Annotated in this window: 17 protein-coding genes; 7 read left to right on the top strand and 10 right to left on the bottom strand. The window is 35.8% G+C overall.

What is annotated here, in order from left to right; translation table 11 throughout:
* Positions 1–43: 43 nt before the first annotated feature.
* The 4 genes from BM201_RS16130 to BM201_RS16115 are packed head-to-tail and all read right to left on the bottom strand — an operon-like array spanning position 44 to position 5,570.
* Complete coding sequence (locus BM201_RS16130; protein ID WP_092544486.1) at positions 44–1,504, bottom strand: oligosaccharide flippase family protein; 1,461 nt, start codon at positions 1,502–1,504, stop codon at positions 44–46.
* Between the two features lie 3 nt (positions 1,505–1,507).
* Positions 1,508–2,797 (bottom strand): glycosyltransferase family protein, encoded by a 1,290-nt coding sequence (locus BM201_RS16125; protein ID WP_092544484.1) that lies wholly within the window; start codon positions 2,795–2,797, stop codon positions 1,508–1,510.
* Between the two features lie 3 nt (positions 2,798–2,800).
* Entirely contained in the window at positions 2,801–5,215 is a 2,415-nt protein-coding gene (locus BM201_RS16120) for a YfhO family protein (RefSeq protein ID WP_175487068.1), read from the bottom strand.
* A gap of 58 nt (positions 5,216–5,273) precedes the next feature.
* A complete protein-coding gene (locus BM201_RS16115; protein ID WP_092544482.1) occupies positions 5,274–5,570 on the bottom strand; it encodes a DUF4834 family protein in 297 nt (98 codons plus the stop codon).
* A gap of 107 nt (positions 5,571–5,677) precedes the next feature.
* Here BM201_RS16115 and BM201_RS16110 point away from each other — a divergent pair, with 107 nt between their 5' ends.
* Positions 5,678–6,619 (top strand): transporter, encoded by a 942-nt coding sequence (locus tag BM201_RS16110; protein WP_092544480.1) that lies wholly within the window; start codon positions 5,678–5,680, stop codon positions 6,617–6,619.
* 74 nt (positions 6,620–6,693) lie between these two features.
* Here BM201_RS16110 and BM201_RS16105 read toward each other — a convergent pair whose 3' ends face one another.
* The 3 genes from BM201_RS16105 to BM201_RS16095 all read right to left on the bottom strand — a co-directional run bounded on the left by BM201_RS16105 (position 6,694) and on the right by BM201_RS16095 (position 11,290).
* Positions 6,694–7,959, bottom strand: a complete 1,266-nt coding sequence (locus BM201_RS16105) for a cysteate-C-fatty acyltransferase (RefSeq protein ID WP_092544478.1) — start codon at positions 7,957–7,959, stop codon at positions 6,694–6,696.
* 140 nt (positions 7,960–8,099) lie between these two features.
* Positions 8,100–9,140: a cysteate synthase gene (locus BM201_RS16100; RefSeq protein WP_092544476.1), complete on the bottom strand. Its 1,041-nt coding sequence runs from the start codon at positions 9,138–9,140 to the stop codon at positions 8,100–8,102.
* Between the two features lie 89 nt (positions 9,141–9,229).
* A complete protein-coding gene (locus tag BM201_RS16095; protein ID WP_092544474.1) occupies positions 9,230–11,290 on the bottom strand; it encodes a S9 family peptidase in 2,061 nt (686 codons plus the stop codon).
* Between the two features lie 136 nt (positions 11,291–11,426).
* Between BM201_RS16095 and BM201_RS16090 the strand changes: the two genes are divergently transcribed.
* Entirely contained in the window at positions 11,427–11,753 is a 327-nt protein-coding gene (locus BM201_RS16090; RefSeq protein ID WP_092544472.1) for a YbaB/EbfC family nucleoid-associated protein, read from the top strand.
* 119 nt (positions 11,754–11,872) lie between these two features.
* Here BM201_RS16090 and BM201_RS16085 read toward each other — a convergent pair whose 3' ends face one another.
* From BM201_RS16085 to BM201_RS16075, 3 genes are all read right to left on the bottom strand, one after another.
* Positions 11,873–12,388: a redoxin domain-containing protein gene (locus BM201_RS16085; protein WP_092544470.1), complete on the bottom strand. Its 516-nt coding sequence runs from the start codon at positions 12,386–12,388 to the stop codon at positions 11,873–11,875.
* Positions 12,389–12,473: 85 nt separating this feature from the next.
* The gene (locus BM201_RS16080; RefSeq protein WP_092544468.1) at positions 12,474–13,502 is read right to left on the bottom strand and encodes a threonine aldolase family protein; all 1,029 of its coding nucleotides are present in this window, start codon (positions 13,500–13,502) and stop codon (positions 12,474–12,476) included.
* An 18-nt stretch (positions 13,503–13,520) separates the two neighbouring features.
* The gene (locus tag BM201_RS16075; RefSeq protein ID WP_092544466.1) at positions 13,521–15,920 is read right to left on the bottom strand and encodes a zinc-dependent metalloprotease; all 2,400 of its coding nucleotides are present in this window, start codon (positions 15,918–15,920) and stop codon (positions 13,521–13,523) included.
* 199 nt (positions 15,921–16,119) lie between these two features.
* Here BM201_RS16075 and BM201_RS16070 point away from each other — a divergent pair, with 199 nt between their 5' ends.
* The 5 genes from BM201_RS16070 to arsC all read left to right on the top strand — a co-directional run bounded on the left by BM201_RS16070 (position 16,120) and on the right by arsC (position 21,054).
* Positions 16,120–17,586, top strand: a complete 1,467-nt coding sequence (locus BM201_RS16070; RefSeq protein ID WP_092544464.1) for a circularly permuted type 2 ATP-grasp protein — start codon at positions 16,120–16,122, stop codon at positions 17,584–17,586.
* Positions 17,587–17,595: 9 nt separating this feature from the next.
* Complete coding sequence (locus BM201_RS16065) at positions 17,596–18,540, top strand: alpha-E domain-containing protein (protein ID WP_092544462.1); 945 nt, start codon at positions 17,596–17,598, stop codon at positions 18,538–18,540.
* A 45-nt stretch (positions 18,541–18,585) separates the two neighbouring features.
* Positions 18,586–19,449: a transglutaminase-like domain-containing protein gene (locus tag BM201_RS16060; RefSeq protein ID WP_092544460.1), complete on the top strand. Its 864-nt coding sequence runs from the start codon at positions 18,586–18,588 to the stop codon at positions 19,447–19,449.
* A gap of 63 nt (positions 19,450–19,512) precedes the next feature.
* Complete coding sequence (gene prfB, locus BM201_RS16055) at positions 19,513–20,610, top strand: peptide chain release factor 2 (RefSeq protein WP_092544458.1); 1,098 nt, start codon at positions 19,513–19,515, stop codon at positions 20,608–20,610.
* Between the two features lie 102 nt (positions 20,611–20,712).
* On the top strand, positions 20,713–21,054 hold the full coding sequence (arsC, locus tag BM201_RS16050) for an arsenate reductase (glutaredoxin) (protein WP_092544456.1): 342 nt from the start codon (positions 20,713–20,715) through the stop codon (positions 21,052–21,054).
* Positions 21,055–21,074 lie beyond the last annotated feature (20 nt).

Genomic DNA, 21,074 nt, shown 5'->3' with positions numbered 1-21,074 from the left:
GGTTTTCTTTTTTAGAACTCTTGAATCTATACTGAAAAAAATCTTATCTGAATTTAGCTAAAATCGACTTTAGCATTGCATTTATTTCTTCGGAAAAATTTAAAAAGTAAATAGCAGAAATATATAAAATTGAAGTAATTCCGCCCTTTAAAGCTATACTTAAAATTGGATGAATCGGGAACTCCCAAAAATAAAATAAAAGGGTAAAAACAAAGCTTAAACCAAATAACAGAACGCTATGCTTCGTAAAAGGATTCATTTTAAATTTCTTCTGAACCAGGATAATCTTTGAAGTATTGTAAATAAAAAAAGCGATAAAAGTAGCCATCGCAGCACCTTCTATTCCAAATCTTGGAATAAAAAATAAGTTCAGTAAAAAGGCCAAAATCACCAACAAAACTCCGATTGCCAACACCAATCTATAATAATCTGAATTAAAAAGTATACTATTATTTATCGCTAAAATATTGTCGTAAAGTTTTACCAGGGAAATCAAAAGCACGATCAAAATACTTAGCGAATATTCTTCAGGAATTAGTTCGTAAAGCGTATGCACATTGGTAATAATAAGGATAAAAATAAGCGAGCTAATAATCGATAAATTGATCGAGCTTTTTTTATATAAATCTTCAAGTTTTTTGAAATTCCGGGTATTTAAATATTCTGCAGTTATGGGATTAGTGATTTGATGCATCGCTTTTTGCGGCACCGAAATTACAGTAGCAATATAAATTCCTATTCCGTAGATCGCCACATTCTCGATAGGCAAATAAGATTCGATCATCACCTTATCTAAATCCAGTAAAGCAGTTGCGACCGATGCTGCGATTAGAATTAGAGCGGTATACTTTAAAACTCTACTTAAATTAGAAGGAAAGCTAAATTTTAAAGAAGGTCTGTGTAATTTAAAAGCGTATGCGCCCATCACCAGTAATCGAAAAAAGAACACTACTCCTACCCCGTACATAAAATTATCGGCTTCCAGCACTTCAAAATAAACTAGAAATAGTAAAATCGTAGTCCCTAATCGGTGCACCACTTCTTTCATAAAATTACCAAAAACGCTTTTGTAATAAATCTTTGCCCAGGCAAAAAAGATCTCGAAATACGCCGTTGCAAGCGCCAAAAGATAAATAAGCCACACGTAAGGTTTTACCAGTTCATTTCCGTCAGAAAAATAATCCAGTAAAAATTCATAGGTAAAATGACCAATTAGACCTAGAATAAGTGAAATCGCCAAAGGCAAAATCAACGCCAGATTCAGTAATTTATCCTTTTCTTCTTTTGTTTTATAACTGGAAAAAAACTTTACGATGGTGCTATGAACGCCAAAAGCCATAAATGGCCAAATTAAATTTGCAGCAGAAAGAAGAAAGCTTACCAATCCATAATACTGCTGATCTAGAAAATAAGTATATAAAAAAAGCGTATTTAACGCACCAAGCCCAAAACCCGCATAGGTGGTCATCATATTTTTGACCGACTGGTTAATAATCACGCCCATACACTAATTTTTGATCAATTCCGCTAACTTTTTTGTGAGGTTTTTACGGTGATAATTCCCGATATTTTTGCTATTCGAAAGTAATTTGTTTTCCCGATATTTTTGATAAGATCTTAAAATATATTCTTTTAGCGCCAATTCTTCCTGGTACAGAAAACTTTCTCCTGAGCTTGTTTCTTCTATGATCTTCGCTACGTCCCATTCTACTGGTCCTAAAGCCAATATTGGACGTTTTGCGGCCAAATATTCAAATAATTTCCCGGCGATAATACCTTTAGTTTCTTCGGAATTTATTTCAATTAACAGTAATAATTGAGATGATTTTTGAATCATTAAAGCTTCAGAATGACTAATATAACCTCCTAAAAGCAAATTCTTATCCAAACCAGCTTTAGTAATACTTTGCACCACTTCATCACTAACCGCTCCGTATAACTTCAATTTAAAATCATTTCTGAAATCTCTATTTTCTGCGGAAATTTCAGCTAAAACCTTCCAAAGTGAGCTAGGATTTCTTCCTGAAAGCAATGAACCAATATGAGAAATACTGAAGTTTTCATCTAATTTCGATAATGCGGTAGATTCATCTAAATTCGAATCAAAACCATTAGTGATAACTTCAATGGTTTTCGATGTTTTTGAAGCAAATTCTTTTTTGGTAGTAAAACTCGTGGTGATGATCTTATCGGCCGAGTTCAAAACTTCGCTTTCTAATCTTTGATGTTTTTCAGCAGAATTTTTAGTGAGTTTCAGCTCTTTTTGATAGCCAATTTGCGTCCACGGATCCCTAAAATCGGCTATCCACTGCAGTTGAAGTTCTCTTTTTAAACCTAAACCAATAAGATGCAAACTATGCGGCGGCCCTGTTGTGATCAAAGTATCGATATTGGCCGATTTAAGGTATGATTTTAAAAATTTGACCGATGGTTTTATCCAAAAGTTTCTGGCATCCGGAATAAAAAAATTCCCCCGAATGTAAAGCATAAGTTTCTGCATAAAACTTTGCTTTTCCTTCTGCTTTATAATTCCAGAGCTAATAGTTTTCGTATCCTTTTTGGATAAAAAAGAAGCTAATTTATAAGGTTCAAAAATTGGTTGCTTAAGGATCTCGATATCCTCCGGGACTTCATTTAAAAAAGATTCATCTACCAAAGGATAGTTAGGATTATCAGGAATATAAACCACAGGCTCGATTCCAAAATCTCTAAGATATTTAACGAATTTCAACCAGCGCTGAACACCGGGACCACCAGCCGGCGGCCAGTAATAGGTAATGATCAGCACTTTTTTCATAAACTAGGCTTTTTTGCGATAGGCAAAAACAAATCCGCCCACGATAAGAATCACCAAAACAAGCGTACTTGCTAAAGCAATAGTTCCCCCGGTTTGAATTACTTCTGGCTCAAACTTAAAAGTTACCGTATGCTCTCCCTGCGGAATATTCATCGCTCTAAGTACATAATCTGCACGAACGTGATCTACTTTTTCACCGTCTATATAAGCCTGCCATCCTGGTTGATAGTACATTTCAGAAAAAACAGCTAATTGCCTGATAGAAGCTTTTGTTTTATAAACCAATTCGTTTGGTTGCTCACTAACCAGTTCGATCGTTCCAACTTCATCGTAAACAAAGTCCATTTTTATATCGCCTTTAAAACGCTTATCGATAATGGCAGCATCTTTTAGATCTGTTTCTTTAATGGCTAATATTTCAGCATTTGCATCGTCTACCCATTCTACATCTCTAACAAACCATGCATTGCCGTAAACTCCCGGGTTTTGCTGTGCCTGAACACCATTTTCAGTAGGGATAATAAAGTACTTCACATTTAACATGTTTAAAACCTTCATGTTATTTTGTGAAATATAGAAATCGTATAGATCCTGTAATCTACCCGGTTTAGCACCGTGATAACCACCAATACTATTGTGAAAATAAGAAGCTCTGGAACTGGTTAAAGGATCACCACTAAGATCGAAAACTCGATATCTTGAAGTGTCCTGCATAATTTGCTGGTCGGCCGAATTTGGCTGATAAGGTTGCTCCATTTTGCGAGCACTTACAAAATCGTCTCCGTTTACATAGCGTCTTGCCACCGGAACTAGATCGGCTAAAAATAGGAGTGCAAAACCTCCAATTATAAGTTTTTTAGATATTTTTTCCTGAAGATAAAACCAGATAAGAAAAACACTTAGTGCGACAAAAATAAAACTTCGAATAGCGTCACCAACAAGCATCGACTGGCGATCTTCTTTTAGGGCATTCATTAGATCCATCCCTAATTGCTGACGTAATTGTGCATCACGAAGACCACTAAAATCAAATAAAACCGAATTGAAAAGAATTAAAACTAAAGCCAATCCTGCAGTTACGATCGAACTCCATTTAAGCGCTTCTATTTTTTCTTCTTTGGTATGTTTATTAGCAAAAAGGCAGGATAGTCCAACGATCGCTAATAACGGAACGCAAAGTTCTACGATCACCTGAATCGAAGAAACCGCTCTAAACTTATTGTAAAGTGGTACATAATCGATAAAGAATTCAGTAAAAAATCCAAGATTCTTACCCCAGGAAAGTAAAAGTGTAAGTATAGTTCCGCCAACAACCCACCATTTTAATCGCCCTCTAATTAAAAATAGCGCAAAAACGAATAGAAATATAATGGTGGCACCAATGTATGCTGGGCCGGCGACAATAGGTTGTTGTCCCCAATAAGTTGGTGCATTTTGAGTAAAATTCTTTGCCTGAATAGGAGATGCTCCCATTTTTTGCAATTCAGAATATAATTCAGAATCCTCGCCTACATCTTCAGCACCGCTTCCTCCCATAAAACCAGGAATAAAAAGATCTAAAGTCTCTGATATTCCGTAGCTATATTCGGTAATATAATCATAGGTTAAACCAACTTCAGGTTTATCGTTACCATCTGGTTTAATCGTTAAACCGGTATCGCCACGAGTACTATGGCTTGTATATTCTTGTGTCGCAATAAGATTAGTTGCATTAGTTCCTATCGCCAGGATAACTGCAACTATCATTACACCTAAAGCTTTAAAATACTGCGGAAGTTTTTTCTTTTTAAAAGCATCAATTAGATAAACAATTCCAAGAACGATAACCAGCAACAACAAATAATAAGTCATCTGAAAATGGTTCGCCTGAATTTCTAAAGCCATCGCAGTAGCAAGCAAACTAAAACCACCTATTAGTTTTTGTCTAAAGGTGAGGATAATTCCGCCTAAAACCATTGGCATATAAGCAATAGCATGTGCTTTTGCATTATGGCCTACACCAAGAATAATGATAAAATAAGTCGAAAACCCAAAAGCTATAGCACCAAGAAAGGCTAATTTATAATCGATTTTTAGACATAACAGCAGGATATAAAATCCTATAAAATAAAGAAACAGATAATCTGCGGGTCTTGGTAAAAATCGTAAAACCGAATCTAATTTTTTAATATAATTGTGTGGGTAATAAGCTCCTAATTGATAGGTTGGCATCCCACCAAAAGCAGCATCTGTCCAATATGGTTCTTCGCCAGTTTCTGCTCTAAAATCAGATTGTTCTTTAGCCATCCCTATGTACTGAACAATATCACTTTGAAAGATTTCTTTTCCCTTTAAAACCGGATTAAAATAAAAAAGAGCGATAACCACAAATCCCAGTAAAACCAGAAGATGAGGAAAAAACTGTTTTAATTTAGCCATTTACAGATTATTTTTTGTTCCCTGAATAAGGAAACGCACATATTTAAGAATCCCGAAATTAATCAATTTCTTCGTAATCGATATACTCACCAACCTCTTTGTTTGATTTTCTACGATTTCGTGGCTTCTTTTTTATACTAAAATTCCCCTCCTGGCTGGTATTTTTATTTTGAGCTTTTTGCTGAGCTCCATTGAATTGCTGACTAAACTGCTGCTCAAACTTTCTCCCCATCTTCTTCATCGCATACTTAAGCAAGATTGGCCCAAAGTACTTAAGCAATATTTTAAAACCGAAGTATACTAACAAAACAATAAGTATCGTTTTTATTACTCCGCTAAAATCTGCATGAAACATAAAATTCTAATTTTAGCAAAAATAGAAATTAAGCTTTAGAATTGGAATCTAAGGTTCTTAAATAAACAATAAATTCAATTATATTTGAGTAGAAAAACCCAATATCTATGCATAAATTAAAGGCACTGGCACTTACTTTTTTTGCTGGTACAGCGATTACAAATGCGCAATTCACCGAAACTATTAACTCTAATAGACCAGGACAATCGCAAGGAGCTTTTGCCGTAGGAACGGGAGTTTACCAATTAGAAGCAGGTGGATTTTATGGTAACGACACGCACGAGCTTAGACAGACAGATACCGATCTTTATGGTGCAAATTACATGATTAGAGCCGGACTTCTAACCGATATTTTAGAATTAAGCATACAGGGTAGATATCAATCTGAAGAAACAACAATTTTTCAGGGAGGCCAAAATCGCGTTTATGAAAGAAATAATTTTCCATTTAACACCTTTGGTGCAAAACTATTATTATACGATCCTTATAAAAATGGAGATAACCGCAGAGAAGTTAATCTAAAAAGTTGGGATGCTAACCAAAGATTTGACTGGCGTAGATTAATTCCGGCGATCTCTCTTTATGGAGGAGCTAACATTACTTTACAGGAAGACAATCCTTATCGTTTTGAAGGAGAAAATAAATATACTCCGCAAGTAACACTTATTACTCAGCATAACTGGGGTAGATGGGTTTGGGTAATGAATTTCACGGCAGAAAAGTTTACTGAAACTTATTCTAATTACGAGTTCATAGGTACACTAACCCATGCCTTTAACCCTAAACTTGCAGTTTTTGGGGAATATCAAGCGATTATTGGTGATCTTTATGCTGATGATATTTTTAGAGCGGGCGGTGCGTATCTTCTAACTGATTATTTACAAATAGATGTTGCAGGATTAACCAATATAAAAAATACGCCATCCAGATGGCAGGTACAGGCAGGATTATCTGTACGATTAAATTTCCATAAGGATACCGAATTTAAAAACCTTTCTAAAGACGGGGATCAAAGAAAAGCCAGAACGCAGCAACAGTATGATTTTTAAAATTCAATAAAATGAAAGCATAAAAAAAACCGCTATTTAATAGCGGTTTTTTTATATAATATTGAGATTTCTGTTTAAGCTTTATTTGCCATTGCGGCAGCTACAGAAGCTGATAATCTTTTATAAGTACCATTCTCTAAACGCTCTCTAATTGAAGAGAAAGCTACTAAAGTTTCTTCTACATCCTCTAAAGTATGAGAAGCCGTAGGAATCATTCTTAATAATATTAATCCTTTTGGAATTACCGGATATACAACTATAGAACAGAATACCCCGTAATTTTCACGAAGATCTTTTACTAGCGCCATTGCTTCAGGAATACTTCCCTTAAGGTAAACCGGAGTTACACAACTTTGTGTTGTTCCAATATCAAAACCACGATCTTTTAATCCGTTTTGAAGCGCGTTCACATTTTCCCATAACTTATTTTTAAGCTCTGGTCTTGTTCTAAGCATTTCAAGACGTTTAAGTGCGCCAATTACTAACTGCATTTGCAGTGATTTGGCGAACATCTGTGATCTTAGGTTATATTTTAAATAGTCGATAATTTCTTTATCTCCAGCAATAAATGCACCGGTACTTGCCATAGATTTAGCAAAAGTAGCAAAGTACACATCGATATCATCCTGCACTCCCTGCTCTTCTCCTGCTCCTGCTCCTGTTTTTCCTAAAGTTCCAAAACCATGAGCATCATCTACGAACAAACGGAATTTATATTTCTTCTTAAGCTCTACAATTTCCTTAAGTTTTCCCTGCTCACCACGCATTCCAAAAACACCTTCAGAAATCAAAAGAATTCCTCCACCGCTTTGTTCTGCAATTTTTGTAGCTCTTTGCAAGTTCTTTTCGATACTTTCCATATCGTTATGCTTGTAGGTAAAGCGTTGTCCTAAATGAAGACGAACACCATCGATAATACAAGCATGAGCATCTACATCATATACTATAACATCTTGCTTAGATACTAGTGCATCGATCGTAGATACCATTCCCTGATATCCAAAGTTTAAAAGATAAGCAGCCTGCTTGTGTACAAAAGAAGCCAGCTCGTCCTGAAGTTTTTCGTGCAAACTAGTATGACCACTCATCATTCTTGCTCCCATTGGATAAGCAGAGCCCCACTCGGCTGCAGCCTCGGCATCTACCTTTCTTACCTCTGGGTGATTTGCAAGACCTAAATAGTCGTTCACACTCCACGTGATCACATCTCTCCCTCTAAACTTCATTCTATTAGAAATAGGTCCTTCCAGCTTTGGGAATACAAAGTATCCTTCTGCCTGCTCTGCCCATTTTCCTAATGGCCCTTTATCTTTGTATATTTTATCAAACAGATCTCTCATTGAAATTTTTTTATACGAACCGCAAAAATACTGAAATTCGGTTCAATTCTACAAAGTATTTTGTATAGCTTTTAAAAAACAAAGCATCCTTAGCTAAGGATGCTTTAAATTATTATTTATTTAAAAAATAATGCAAAATATTATTTTATAAATTCTATTGCTTTAACCTCAGCTTCATTTTTGGTATCAAAAAAGCCTTGCTCTTCCATCCAATCATCGCTATAGATCTTACTCATATAACGACTTCCGTGATCTGGGAACATAATAACTACTCTCGAGTTTTCATCAAATTCGCCTTCATCAGCCAATTGTTTTACTCCCTGTGTTGCAGCTCCACTCGTATAACCTACAAACATTCCTTCAGTTTTTGCAAGTTCTCTAGCGGTATGCGCGCTTTCTTCATCAGTAACTTTAACAAAACGATCTATTGCATCAAAATCTGTAGCTGTTGGAATTAAATTCTTCCCTAAACCTTCGATTCTGTATGGATAGATTTCTTCAGAATCAAACTCTCTGGTTTCGTGGTATTTTTTTAATACTGAACCATAAGCATCGATCCCAATAATATTTACATTTGGATTTTGCTCCTTTAAATATCTTGCAGTTCCAGAAATTGTACCTCCCGTACCACTACAAGCAATAAGGTGAGTGATCTTTCCTTCTGTCTGGTTCCAGATCTCTGGACCGGTTGATCTATAATGCGCTTCTGTATTTAGATCGTTGAAGTATTGATTGATATAAACAGAACCTTTTATTTCTCTATGAAGTCTTTTAGCAACTTCGTAATAAGATCTTGGATCGTCTGCTGCTACGTGGGCTGGGCATACATAAACCTTTGCTCCCATCGTTCTAAGCATGTCGATCTTGTCTTTCGACGCCTTCGAACTTACGGCAAGAATACAATCGTAACCTTTAACCTGGCTAACCATTGCGATACTAAATCCTGTGTTTCCAGAAGTTGTTTCGATAATGGTATCTCCGGGTTTTAATATTCCTTTTTTTTCTGCTTCTTCAATAATATATAAAGCAATTCGATCTTTAGAAGAGTGCCCCGGGTTAAAAGCTTCTACTTTAGCGTAGAAATCTCCTTTGAAACCTTCAGTGATCTTATTAAGCTGTACTAGCGGTGTCTTTCCTATAAGTTGTAGAACATTATCGTACACCTGCAAATCTTCTTTCATAAATGAAGTTCTTTACGTTTTAAGGTTGGCTTTTTTAAAGCCGGGAAAAATGTTTCAAAACCGTTCAAAGTTAAGGCAAATTTTTTTAATTATTCCTTAATTCCGGCTAAATCGAATAAAAATGCATATTCTTCTGCCACTTCTTTTAAGGCTTCAAACCTTCCTGAAGCCCCACCATGACCGGTATCCATATTTGTATGCAATAATAATAGATTATTATCTGTCTTTAATTCGCGTAATTTGGCTACCCATTTTGCTGGTTCCCAATATTGTACCTGCGAATCATGCAAACCTGTAGTTACCAACACATTAGGATAATCCTGAGCAACTACATTATCGTATGGCGAATAGGATAGCATATAATCATAATAGTCTTTTTCGTTAGGATTTCCCCACTCGTCATATTCACCAGTGGTTAAAGGAATGCTATCATCTAACATGGTTGTTACTACATCTACAAAAGGAACTGCAGCAATTACTCCTTTGTAAAGTTTTGGCGCCATATTAATTACCGCTCCCATTAATAAACCTCCTGCAGATCCTCCCATAGCGAACAAATTTTCTTCGGAAGTATAATTTTCTGCAATAAGATGTTTAGAAACGTCTATAAAATCTGTAAATGTATTTCGTTTGGTAAAAAGTTTACCGTCTTCGTACCAATTTCGCCCCAAATATTCACCGCCGCGAATATGCGCGATCGCGTACACAAAACCACGATCCAATAAACTTAATCTTACTGTTGAAAAGTAAGGATCGATTGTAGAACCGTACGATCCATACGCATACTGAAGTAAAGGATTAGTTCCATCCTTTTTAATTCCTTTTCTATAAACTAACGAAACAGGAACTTTTGTTCCATCTTCAGCTGTGGCCCAAATACGTTCTGAAGTATAATTTTCTTTATCAAACTTTCCGCCTAAAACTTCCTGTTCTTTTAACACGGTTTTTTCTTTAGTAACCATATTAAAATCTACTACTGAAGTTGGCGTAGTCATCGAGTTATAGGTATAACGAAGCACCTCTGTATCAAAATCTGGATTTATAGAAGTATAAGCCGTATAGGTTTCGTTATCGAACGGAATAAAATAATCTTCACTTTCGTCCCACCGAATAATTCTTATTTCATTAAGTCCGTTTTTACGTTCACCAATAACCAGGAAATCTTTAAAAATATCGATATCCTCTAAAAGAACATCTTCACGATGTGCGATCACATCTTCCCAGTTTTCCATCTCTGTAGCTGAAGTTAATGTTTTCATCAACTTAAAATTCTGGGCTTCGTCTTTATTGGTTAGAATATAGAAATACTCGCCAAAATGTGAAATACTGTATTCTAATCCGCGTACTCTTGGTTGAATCACTTTAAATTCACCTTCAGGTTTATCGGCTTCTAAAACTCGGTATTCCGTAGTTAAAGTACTATGCGAACCAATGATGATATATTTTTTAGACTTCGACTTATAAACATAAGTATTAAAGGTCTCATCATCTTCCTGAAAAACCAATTCATCCTCTGCAGGATCTGTACCTAGAATATGCTTATAGATCTGAAAGCTTCGCAAGGTCTGCTCGTCTTTCTTAGTATAATATAAAGTCTTATTGTCGTTAGCCCAGGTAGAACCACCGGTGGTATTTTCTATTTTTTCCGGATACAATTCCCCGGTTTCCAAATTCTTGATCTGGATGGTATATTTTCTACGGCTTACCGTATCGGTTCCAAAAGCGACCATTCTATTATCGGGGCTCACATTTAAACCACCTAAACGATAATATTCAAAACCTTCAGCCATGATGTTTACATTAAACATCACTTCTTCTGGCGCTTCCTGAGTTCCTTTTTTTCTTGAAAATATTGGATAATCTCCACCTTTTTCGAATCTCGTGATATACCAATACCCATTTAAGCGATAAGGAACAGATTGATCATCTTCCTTGATCCTCGCCTTCATTTCTTCAAACAAACTTGCCTGGAAATCTTTGGTGTGCGCAGTTTGCTTCTCATTATATTCATTTTCGGCATTTAAGTAAGCAATTACCTCTGGATCTTCACGATCGTTCATCCAGTAATAATTGTCGACTCTAATATCCTCGTGAATCGTTAATTCTGCAGGTATTTTTCTAGCCTTTGGTGGCTGCACTTCTTTATTCAAAATCAATTCAATTTTTTAATGTTGGCAAAGGTAAGGCTTCAAATCTAAAATTGTAATCACAGATTCACAATTTCTTAGAACAACTTAAGCTTAGATTTTACTAGTTTTGTAATTCTAACTAAAAAAGGAACCGACTATGTTTGGAGATATGATGGGTATGATGAATAAGATCAAAGAAGCCCAGGACAATGTAGAAAAAACAAAAGAACGCCTAAAAACAGTGCTTATTGATGAGCAATCTAGCGACGGACTATTAAAAGTAACCGTTTCTGCGGCACGCGAAGTGAAAAGTATCGATATTGCTGATGAACTTTTGGAAGATAAAGAGCAACTAGAAGATTATTTAGTGCTTACACTTAACAAAGCTATCGCAAAAGCTTCAGATATTAATGAAAAAGAGCTTGGAGCAGCTGCAAAAGACGGAATGCCAGATATTCCTGGTCTTGGCGATATGTTTAAGTAAGATTTTTGAAATTAAAAATAGATTTGAGATATTAGATTTTTGATCATTTTTAAAAATCATATAAAAAAACCTGCAATGTTGATATTGCAGGTTTTTTTAGTTCTTTTTTTCTGAGAAAATTAGGCTTCCCCTCTAGCCGGATAACTTTTATCCAGCACAAAATCGACAGCCTTCAAAACTGCATCAAACTCTGGCCTGGCAAATGGCATGGATTGTATGCTCGCTGCGTAAACCGAATTATCTGGCTTAATTAAGAATAATCCAGGCTCAAAAAAGGCATCTGGTTCTTTATCATTTATCCCTTCAGAAATATAAAGATCCCACTTTCTGGCGTCTTCAGTTAATAAACCATAACCAATATTTAGTTTATCGATATCCCAGGATTCTACTGTTTTTTTCGCTAATTCTTCAGTATTTGCGCTTATGCAAATAGTATCTACTCCTCTTTCCTGAAATTCAGAAATCTTAGAATTTAACTCGGTTAAATATTTCTTACAAACCGGGCAGTGAATTCCGCGATAAAAAACAATCATTGTAAAGTTTTCAGGATTCTCGTCTTTAAGATTCCACTCTACTCCTTTTGTTGTTTGTACTCTTAATTGCGGCGCTTCTTTTCTTGGCAATACATTTTTCATTATCAATAGCTTTTTGTTTTTTCTAAGCTAAAAATTAATGAGTGAAAATTGTATTAAAAGCTTTGTAAGCTTGCGTTAAGATTAACTAAAGGCTGATATTCTTTAAAACCGAAAGGAATTTTTGGTGCATCTCTTCAGTATAGTCTAAATGCGTTACGATTCTTAACTTTCCTTTTCCTAAGGCACTTATACTGATATTATTTTCCTGAAGTATTTTATTGAATTTCTCTTCATTGGAAGCACTCTTCAAACTAAAAATAATAATATTGGTTTCAACCGGCTCTACTTCACCAATATAAGATTGTGCATTAAGGGTTTCAGCAATTTCAGCAGCTCTTTTATGATCTTCGGCTAAACGATCTACATGATGATCTAAAGCATAAATTGCGGCTGCAGCCATAAAACCTACCTGGCGCATTCCGCCTCCTAAAACTTTACGAACGCGCATCGCATTTTTCATAACATCTTTGTTGCCTATTAACACAGATCCCATTGGCGTTCCCAATCCTTTAGAAAGACATACCGAAATTGTATCAAAAAGCTTCCCATAATCTTTTGGCGATTCTCCTTTTGCCACCAAAGCATTAAATAATCTTGCGCCATCTAAATGCAAACCAAGACCATGCGAATTACAAACTTTTCTTATTTTTTTGATTTCCTCAATATCGTAACAAGCGCCACCACCTTTGTTGGTTGTGTTTTCTAAGCAAACTAAAGTAGTAAGCGGACTATGATAAAAATCTGGCGGATTTATATTTTCTTCTACCTGCGCAGCAGTGATCATCCCACGATGACCATCTATAAGTTTACAACTTACGCCACTATTAAAACTAGCGCCACCACCTTCGTAATTATAAACATGCGCCCATTTATCACAAATTAATTGATCGGCAGGTTGTGTATGCAACTTTATCGCTGCCTGGTTGGCCATACTTCCGGTAGGAAAAAATAAAGCCTCATCTTTCCCGAAAAGTTTGGCTAATTTTTCTTCTAATGCATTAACCGAAGGATCTTCTTTGTAAACATCGTCACCAACCTGGGCATTCATCATCGCCTTAAGCATTCCTTTGGTTGGCTTTGTTACCGTGTCACTTCTTAAATCTATTTCGCTCATAAAATCTATGTGGTTTTTCTATAATCCTGTACACATAAAACTCCCAATTGGCGAACCATCTGGAATTTTAGGTGCATCTGGCATTGGTTCAAATTCTCCCGGTTTATCAAAAAACAGTTCTATTTCTTCTAACATTTGCTCATAAATGGCATCGTCCTGCTCCTCTAACCAGTCTTCTAATTCGGCTAACTGGTAATTAACCTCAGCTTTCACCAATGGCGTACTCTTTTTACTTGCGGCTAAGTTAAATAAATGCTGTAGCACATTATAATTTATAGTGTATTGTGCTGCAAGCAAATAAGAATCTTTAGGCTGATATTGGATAGTTTCAGCGATTAATTTTTCAAGTAGATCCTCTAAGCCTAGTTGCTTTTTATCTAATGATTTTTGCTGAATCAATCTGGCCATACGCTCCGGGTTCAGTAATAATCCTAAGGTCATATCGCTTGCTGTGGCCGGTGCTCCCAAAGCATCGAACGCCACTCCCGTATTACTTTTGAAGGATTCGCGCGATCTCCCGTAACCAAAAGCTCTTGGTGGGAAAAGCGCTAATTTTTCTTGCGGAATAGCTAAGGTTTCTGCTTTTAAAGTTTTGATTAAAGCATCTAAAGCTGCTTTTTGACGTTTTGGCGATAAAGTTGCAACCACTTTTTCAGCACCACCTTTAACGGCAAAATTATAATCTAAACCACCAACTAATTTGCTTACCGCTTCAGTTTGATAACGATGGAAGAAATATAAAGGCACAAAAACATCTTCTAAAACCGAATATGGTTCGTTAGTTCTAAAATTATCTTCAGAAAAATTTGCTATCGCTTTTTCACGAATTTCAAGAACGTCATTTAATTCTGCCGTAGCATCTTTTCCGTTATCCCATAAATGTGCGTTTACATGGGCTCCATTTTGCGGGCGGGCATCACGATCACTTATAAATTGAATTCCCTGATCGTAAGCTTCCTGAATAACAGAATTTAAATAGGCTCTTTCTGAAGTTTCCTTCGGAATATCAGAATATGCATATTTTACGATCAATTTATCCCATTCTCCAATATTGGTGTCATAAGCATTTGCAGTGGTAATTTCTCCATTTTCAATGCTGAATTGCGGATGTGGATAATCCATCACTGAAGCTCTATCGCTTACACTGGCTGCAAAATTGTGCGCAAAACCTAAAGTGTGACCAACTTCGTGAGCCGAGAGCTGGCGGATTCTTGCAATCGCCATTTCCATCATTTTCTCATGATTTTCGTCACTTTCAGCAAAAGGTTTATTAAGCAAAGCCTGGGCGATCATAAAATCCTGGCGAATTCTTAAACTTCCTAAACTTACGTGTCCTTTAATGATCTCTCCTGTTCTTGGATCTACAACGCTGGCACCATAACTCCAACCACGTGTAGATCGGTGTACCCATTGAATCACGTTATAACGAACGTCTAGCGGATCTGCATCTGCCGGTAACATTTTTACCTGAAAAGCATCTTTGTAACCTATACTTTCGTAAGCCTGGTTCCACCAACTTGCTCCTTCTAAAAGCGCAGATCGAACAGGTTCTGGCGTACCAGGATCTAAATAATAAATTATTGGCGCTACTGCTTCACTAACTTCGGCTTCCGGGTTTTTCTTTTCTAATCGGTGACGAACAGCATATCTTTTTAAAATTGGTTCGTAAACCGGTGATGCATAATCGTAATACGAAATTGAATTTACTCCGCTACGAGGATCAAAAAGTCGTTTTTCATATTTATCGTCTGGTAATTCTACAAAAGAATAATGCTGAATAACGCTAATATTAGCTGCATCTGGCACAACACTTCTTACTGTTCCGCTTTGTGGAGAACCTTCAAACGTCAGTAAACTTTCAAACTCAACATTCTTAGGAAATGCTTTGGTTCTATCTAATTGTAAGGCGCTTTTATTTTTACTTACTTTATAACTTCCGTAGTTACCACGTTTTAAACGCTCTGCAACACCATGTGCGTCTTCCATAATAAAAGGCGTAAGATCGATAATAAACGTATCATCTTTTTCCTCTTTAATGTCAAAACCATAGATCACAGATTTTGCAAAAGCTTCTTCGATACTTTGCTTTTCCAGTTCGTTATCGGTTACTGCACGATATCTTTGGTTAGGTTCAACCAATAATAATTTATCACCGGCACGTTGAAATTTCACTACTGAAGCGCCTCCTAATTGACCACGATCTAATCCTATATCGTTACTTCCTACTCCGCTTCTCAATGCGTGATTGTACAAAAACAAACTATCTAATTTATCTACTTCAAGGTAGATCTCGTCGGTTTTAGCATCGTAATAGAAATCAAAATAACCTTCGTATTTCTTTAGATCTTCTTTTTTATCTAGGAATTGACAGAATATATTCTGTGAAAACAGTAATACAAGTAGTAGTAATTTTTTCATAAGGGTAGTTTAGATGTTTTCAAATTTAATTTTTTTAGATCGATTAAAAAGGATTTTTAGTCTGGTAAGCCTATTTCTAATAATTCAATTTAAAAGTCCTGCTATTTTTACGAAAATGAAACTTCAGCAAGCTTATTAATATTAAATATTTACAGCCTAAACTAAAGATTTTCTGTATTTTAAATGAAAATAAGTTCTTATGAAGCTTAACACTAACCAACCAAGCTTTTCGTCTTATAAAAGAGATAATCATTTATTCGACGAAATTTTTACCAAAAACGATGAAGTAAAAGAAGTTTACAAAACGCTTCTAAATCTTTATAGCGAACATTCCATCCAGGATTACGCAAGATTGAATGAAAAAGCAAAAGCCTCTTTTTTTAATCAGGGAATTACTTTTCAGGTCTATGGTGAACATGAAACCAAAGAGAAGATCTTTCCGTTCGATCTATTCCCCAGAATTATAGATCATAAAGAATGGAGCCATATTGAAAAAGGTGTTTTACAGCGAAGCAAAGCACTAAATCATTTTCTTTGGGACATTTATCACGACAAGAAGATCTTAAAGCAGGGAATTGTTCCTTTAGATCTTATTAATTCTTCGGCTAACTATTTAGACCAGATGCAGGGTTTAAATCCGCCTGGAGGAATTTACAACCATATTAGTGGAACAGATCTAATTAAACATTCAGATGGAAATTATTATGTTTTAGAAGATAATATTAGATGCCCCTCTGGAGTAAGTTATGTGATCTGTAATCGTACTGCTTTAAAACGTGCGTTATTCGGAGTTTTTAATCATTACCAAACACATACGGTTACAGATTATGCTGAAAATCTTTTAGAAATCATGGAATCTGTAAAACCTCAGGGTGTGGATAATCCAACTTGTGTGGTTATTACTCCGGGAATTTACAATTCGGCTTATTACGAGCATTCTTACTTGGCCAAAGCAATGGGAGTTGAACTTGTTGAAGGTCGCGATCTTTTTGTAGAAAACGATTTTGTGTATATGCGAACGATCAACGGTCCACAAAAAGTAGATGTTATTTATAGAAGGATCGACGATATTTTTATGGATCCGTTAGAATTTAGACCAGATTCTACACTAGGCGTTCCCGGCCTACTTGCAGCTTATAAACTGGGTAATGTTTGCCTAGTAAATGCACCCGGAACTGGTGTCGCAGATGACAAGGCTATTTACACATACATGCCGCAGATCATAAAATATTATCTTGGAGAAGAGCCAATTTTGAATAATGTTCACACCTACCATTGTAATCGCCCAGATGAATTAAAATATGTTTTAGAAAATATCGACAAGCTGGTTGTTAAACCGGTAGACGAAGCTGGAGGATACGGAATTTCGATTGGAAATAAACTAACCAAAGCCGAAATCGAAAAAGTAAAAGCGGTTATAAAAGAAAACCCCAGAAAATACATTGCCCAACCTATCATGTCTCTTTCTGTACATGCAACCTACATAGAAGACAGTCAAAGTTTTGAACCAAGGCACGTAGATCTTAGAACCTTCTGCCTGCTAGGAAAAGATAAAAGCTTTGTTTTAAAAGGCGGTTTAACCCGCGTGGCACTTAAAAAAGGGAATCTTATCGTTAATTCATCACAAGGTGGTGGTTCTAAAGATACCTGGGTATTAAAAAAATAAACAAAATTTATGTTAGCAAGAGTTGCCAATAACCTCTTCTGGATGGGGCGCTATATAGAAAGATCTGAACATGTAGCGCGATATTTAAATGTAAACTACTTTTCGTCTCTGGATGCTCCAAACGAGCTTTCACAATCTCGACAATTTGTACTTAGATCTATGCTTTTTATGGCAAGCGATCCTGTAACAGATCCTAATATCGAACTTGATGAGGGTCAGGTTTTGTTTGATATTGCCCTTAATAAAGAAAAGCCAGATTCTATAATCAATTACCTACAATATGCCAGGGAAAATGCCAATAGCGCCAGGGATCTAATTTCTACGGAATTATACGAATCTCTAAATAAGTTTTACCATTACACGCTAAATTATTCCCCTGAAAAATTTATGAAAAGCGGCCTGTATGAATTTACTGTTCATGTAGCCGAATCTACTTCTATTTTAAGAGGAAAAATTAGAGGGACGCTTTTACACGATGATGTTTACAGTATTATTATGCTGGGCATAAATATCGAACGTGCAACACAAATCATTAGGATCATCAACGCAAAATATAACGACGCGAATCTAGCCGGCGGCAGTTACGGTGATCATTTAAAGAATAGCTATGAGTGGACAACTCTGCTAAAATGTGCCGAATCGTATGATATGATGAGGCGATATTATAAAAAAGCACCTCGTAGTTTAATCACTTTAGAATTTTTAATTCTGAATCCAAATTGTCCAAGATCGATAATGAATAGCTTAAATCAGGTAAGCAGGCATATAAGCGATCTATCAAAATCGAAAACTCCAGATAAGAACTCGGCTGAATTTCTTGTGGGAAAAGTACGCGCAGAATATGAGTTTAAATTGATCGAAGAAATAGAAGAGGATCTGCAAGGCTTTATCGAAAAAATACTAAACACCTTAAATGACATTGCAAAAAAAATAGAAATTGAGTATTTTTTATGAATGAATAAGGCCCAGAATCTTTAAATTCGCATTCATTTTTATAACATGGCACTAAACTACGTCATAAAATATGCAGCAACCAATACCTACGAGAATTTTGTAGACGAGGCCTTATGGCAATTTTTAATTGCCCCTTTAAATGCTAAATCTCAGCAGGTCATTAGTTCAGAGTTTAAGAATTCCCTGCATATTCCGGTAGAAAAATCTATTAATGGATACGGATTTGAAACCTTTAGAGTTCATCCAAAAAAACGCTTTAAATCTATCGATTTTGAGGCTGAATTTCATGTAATAAAAGATCAGTTCAATCCATTCGAAAAAACGAGTGATCTTAGTATCGAGGAAGAAATTTCAGAACTTAATTCCTTAAATTTTAAGGTAGAACATTCAGCATTTCTAAAGTCTACTACACTTACTAAACTTCCTGTATCCCACGAAATAGACTTTGTTTACGATGAAGAGGTATCCATTTTTGAAAACCTGAAAAATCTAAACAATTGGATCTTTGATATTTTTAGTTTTAAGACCGATGTTACCGATGTAGATACCGACCTTGATATGATCTTAGAAGAAAAACAAGGCGTTTGCCAGGATTTCACGCATTTATTTTGCGCAATCGCACGTTCATATCGTATTCCTACACGATATATTTCAGGATATTTACATCAGGGAAATGGCTATTTTGGCGATTCCCAAATGCATGCCTGGGCAGAAGCGTTTATACCAGGTTGTGGATGGGTTGGCTTCGATCCAACTAATAACCTCATTGCTGCAGAGAATCATATTAAAGTGGCAGATGGTAAGGATTATTCAGATTGCCCCCCCATTAAAGGAATTGTTTATACTTCAGGAAAAAATCACACGAAGTATAGTGTAGAAGTGCACGCACAACAAAATGCCCAGCAATAGAATTAACAAATTCTTCAAATTTAAATTACTCAAAAAGAATTATACTGCACTAAATTCAGATATATGATAACTACCGATCAGGTAAAAGATATAGCAACACGAATAGATAAATTAAAAGTTCATTTAAATATTGAACAAAAGCTCATTGAAATTCAGAATGAAGAAGAAAAAACTTTCGATCCCAGTTTTTGGGACAATCCGTCTGAAGCTGAAGAATTCATGAAAACCCTAAAAGGGAAGAAAAAATGGGTGAATGATTACAGGTCTGCTAAAAGTGGATTAGAAGAATTACAGGTTTTGCTAGAGTTCTATAATGAAGATGAAGCTGAAGAAGAAGATGTTGTAAAACAATACGAGAAAATACTGAATATCATTGAAGAACTGGAGTTTAAAAACATGCTTTCTGAAGAAGGTGACGATCTAAGTGCAGTATTGCAAATAACCGCAGGAGCAGGCGGAACTGAAAGTTGTGACTGGGCACAAATGCTAATGCGTATGTACCTAATGTGGGCAGAAAAGCAGGGCTTTAAAATAAAAGAGCTTAACTACCAGGAAGGTGATGTGGCAGGAATAAAGACCGTAACGCTGGAAATTGAAGGCGATTATGCTTTTGGCTGGCTTAAAGGTGAAAATGGTGTACATCGATTAGTTCGTATTTCGCCATTTGATAGTAATGCGAAAAGGCATACGTCATTTGCTTCTGTTTATGTATATCCTTTGGTAGACGATAGGATAGAAATTGAAATTAATCCGGCAGATATCGAGATCACAACAGCAAGATCCAGTGGTGCCGGTGGCCAAAATGTAAATAAGGTTGAGACAAAGGTTCAATTGGTTCACCACCCTACCGGAATTCAAATTTCCTGTTCAGAAACAAGATCACAACACGACAACCGCGATCGTGCCATGCAAATGCTTAGATCACAGCTTTACGAAATAGAGCTTGAAAAGCAACGCGAGCAACGAGAAGATATTGAAGCCAGTAAAAAGAAGATAGAATGGGGATCGCAAATTAGAAATTATGTAATGCATCCTTATAAACTAATAAAAGATGTTAGAACGGCTGAAGAAACCGGAAATGTAGATAGTGTAATGGATGGAAATTTAGATCAATTCTTAAAAGCTTATCTAATGATGATGGGACAAAAGGATGAAGATTGATTTTGTTAAAAAATAATAGTATTTTATATAGCAAATACGTTAGTTTTTCATCATAATACAGACTAAAATTAAAATTGTTTATTTTAAATAAAAGAAATAAATATGGTTACAATTTATCATAATACCCGATGTAAAAAATCCAGAGAGGGGTTAGAAATTGTAGAAAATTCGGGCAAAGAATTTCAGGTAAGAGAATATTTAAAAGAGCCTCTATCTGAAGACGAATTAAAAGCCTTACTAATCAAACTGAATATGACTGCGATTCAGTTAGTTAGAAAAAACGAGAAGATTTGGAAAGAGAACTTTAAAGATAAAGATCTTAGTGAAAACGAATTGGTACGAATTATGGTGGAAAACCCTAAATTAATAGAACGGCCAATCGTAGAAAATGAAACCGAAGCTGTTGTAGGAAGACCTCCAGAAGATATTAAGAAAATAGTCTAACTGAGCAACTCCTAATTAAA

Source organism: Zunongwangia mangrovi, from assembly GCF_900112105.1.
GTDB classification, from domain to species: domain Bacteria; phylum Bacteroidota; class Bacteroidia; order Flavobacteriales; family Flavobacteriaceae; genus Zunongwangia; species Zunongwangia mangrovi.
The sequence above is the reverse complement of the archived record's forward strand: the minus strand, read 5'-3'. Positions and strand labels throughout refer to the sequence as shown.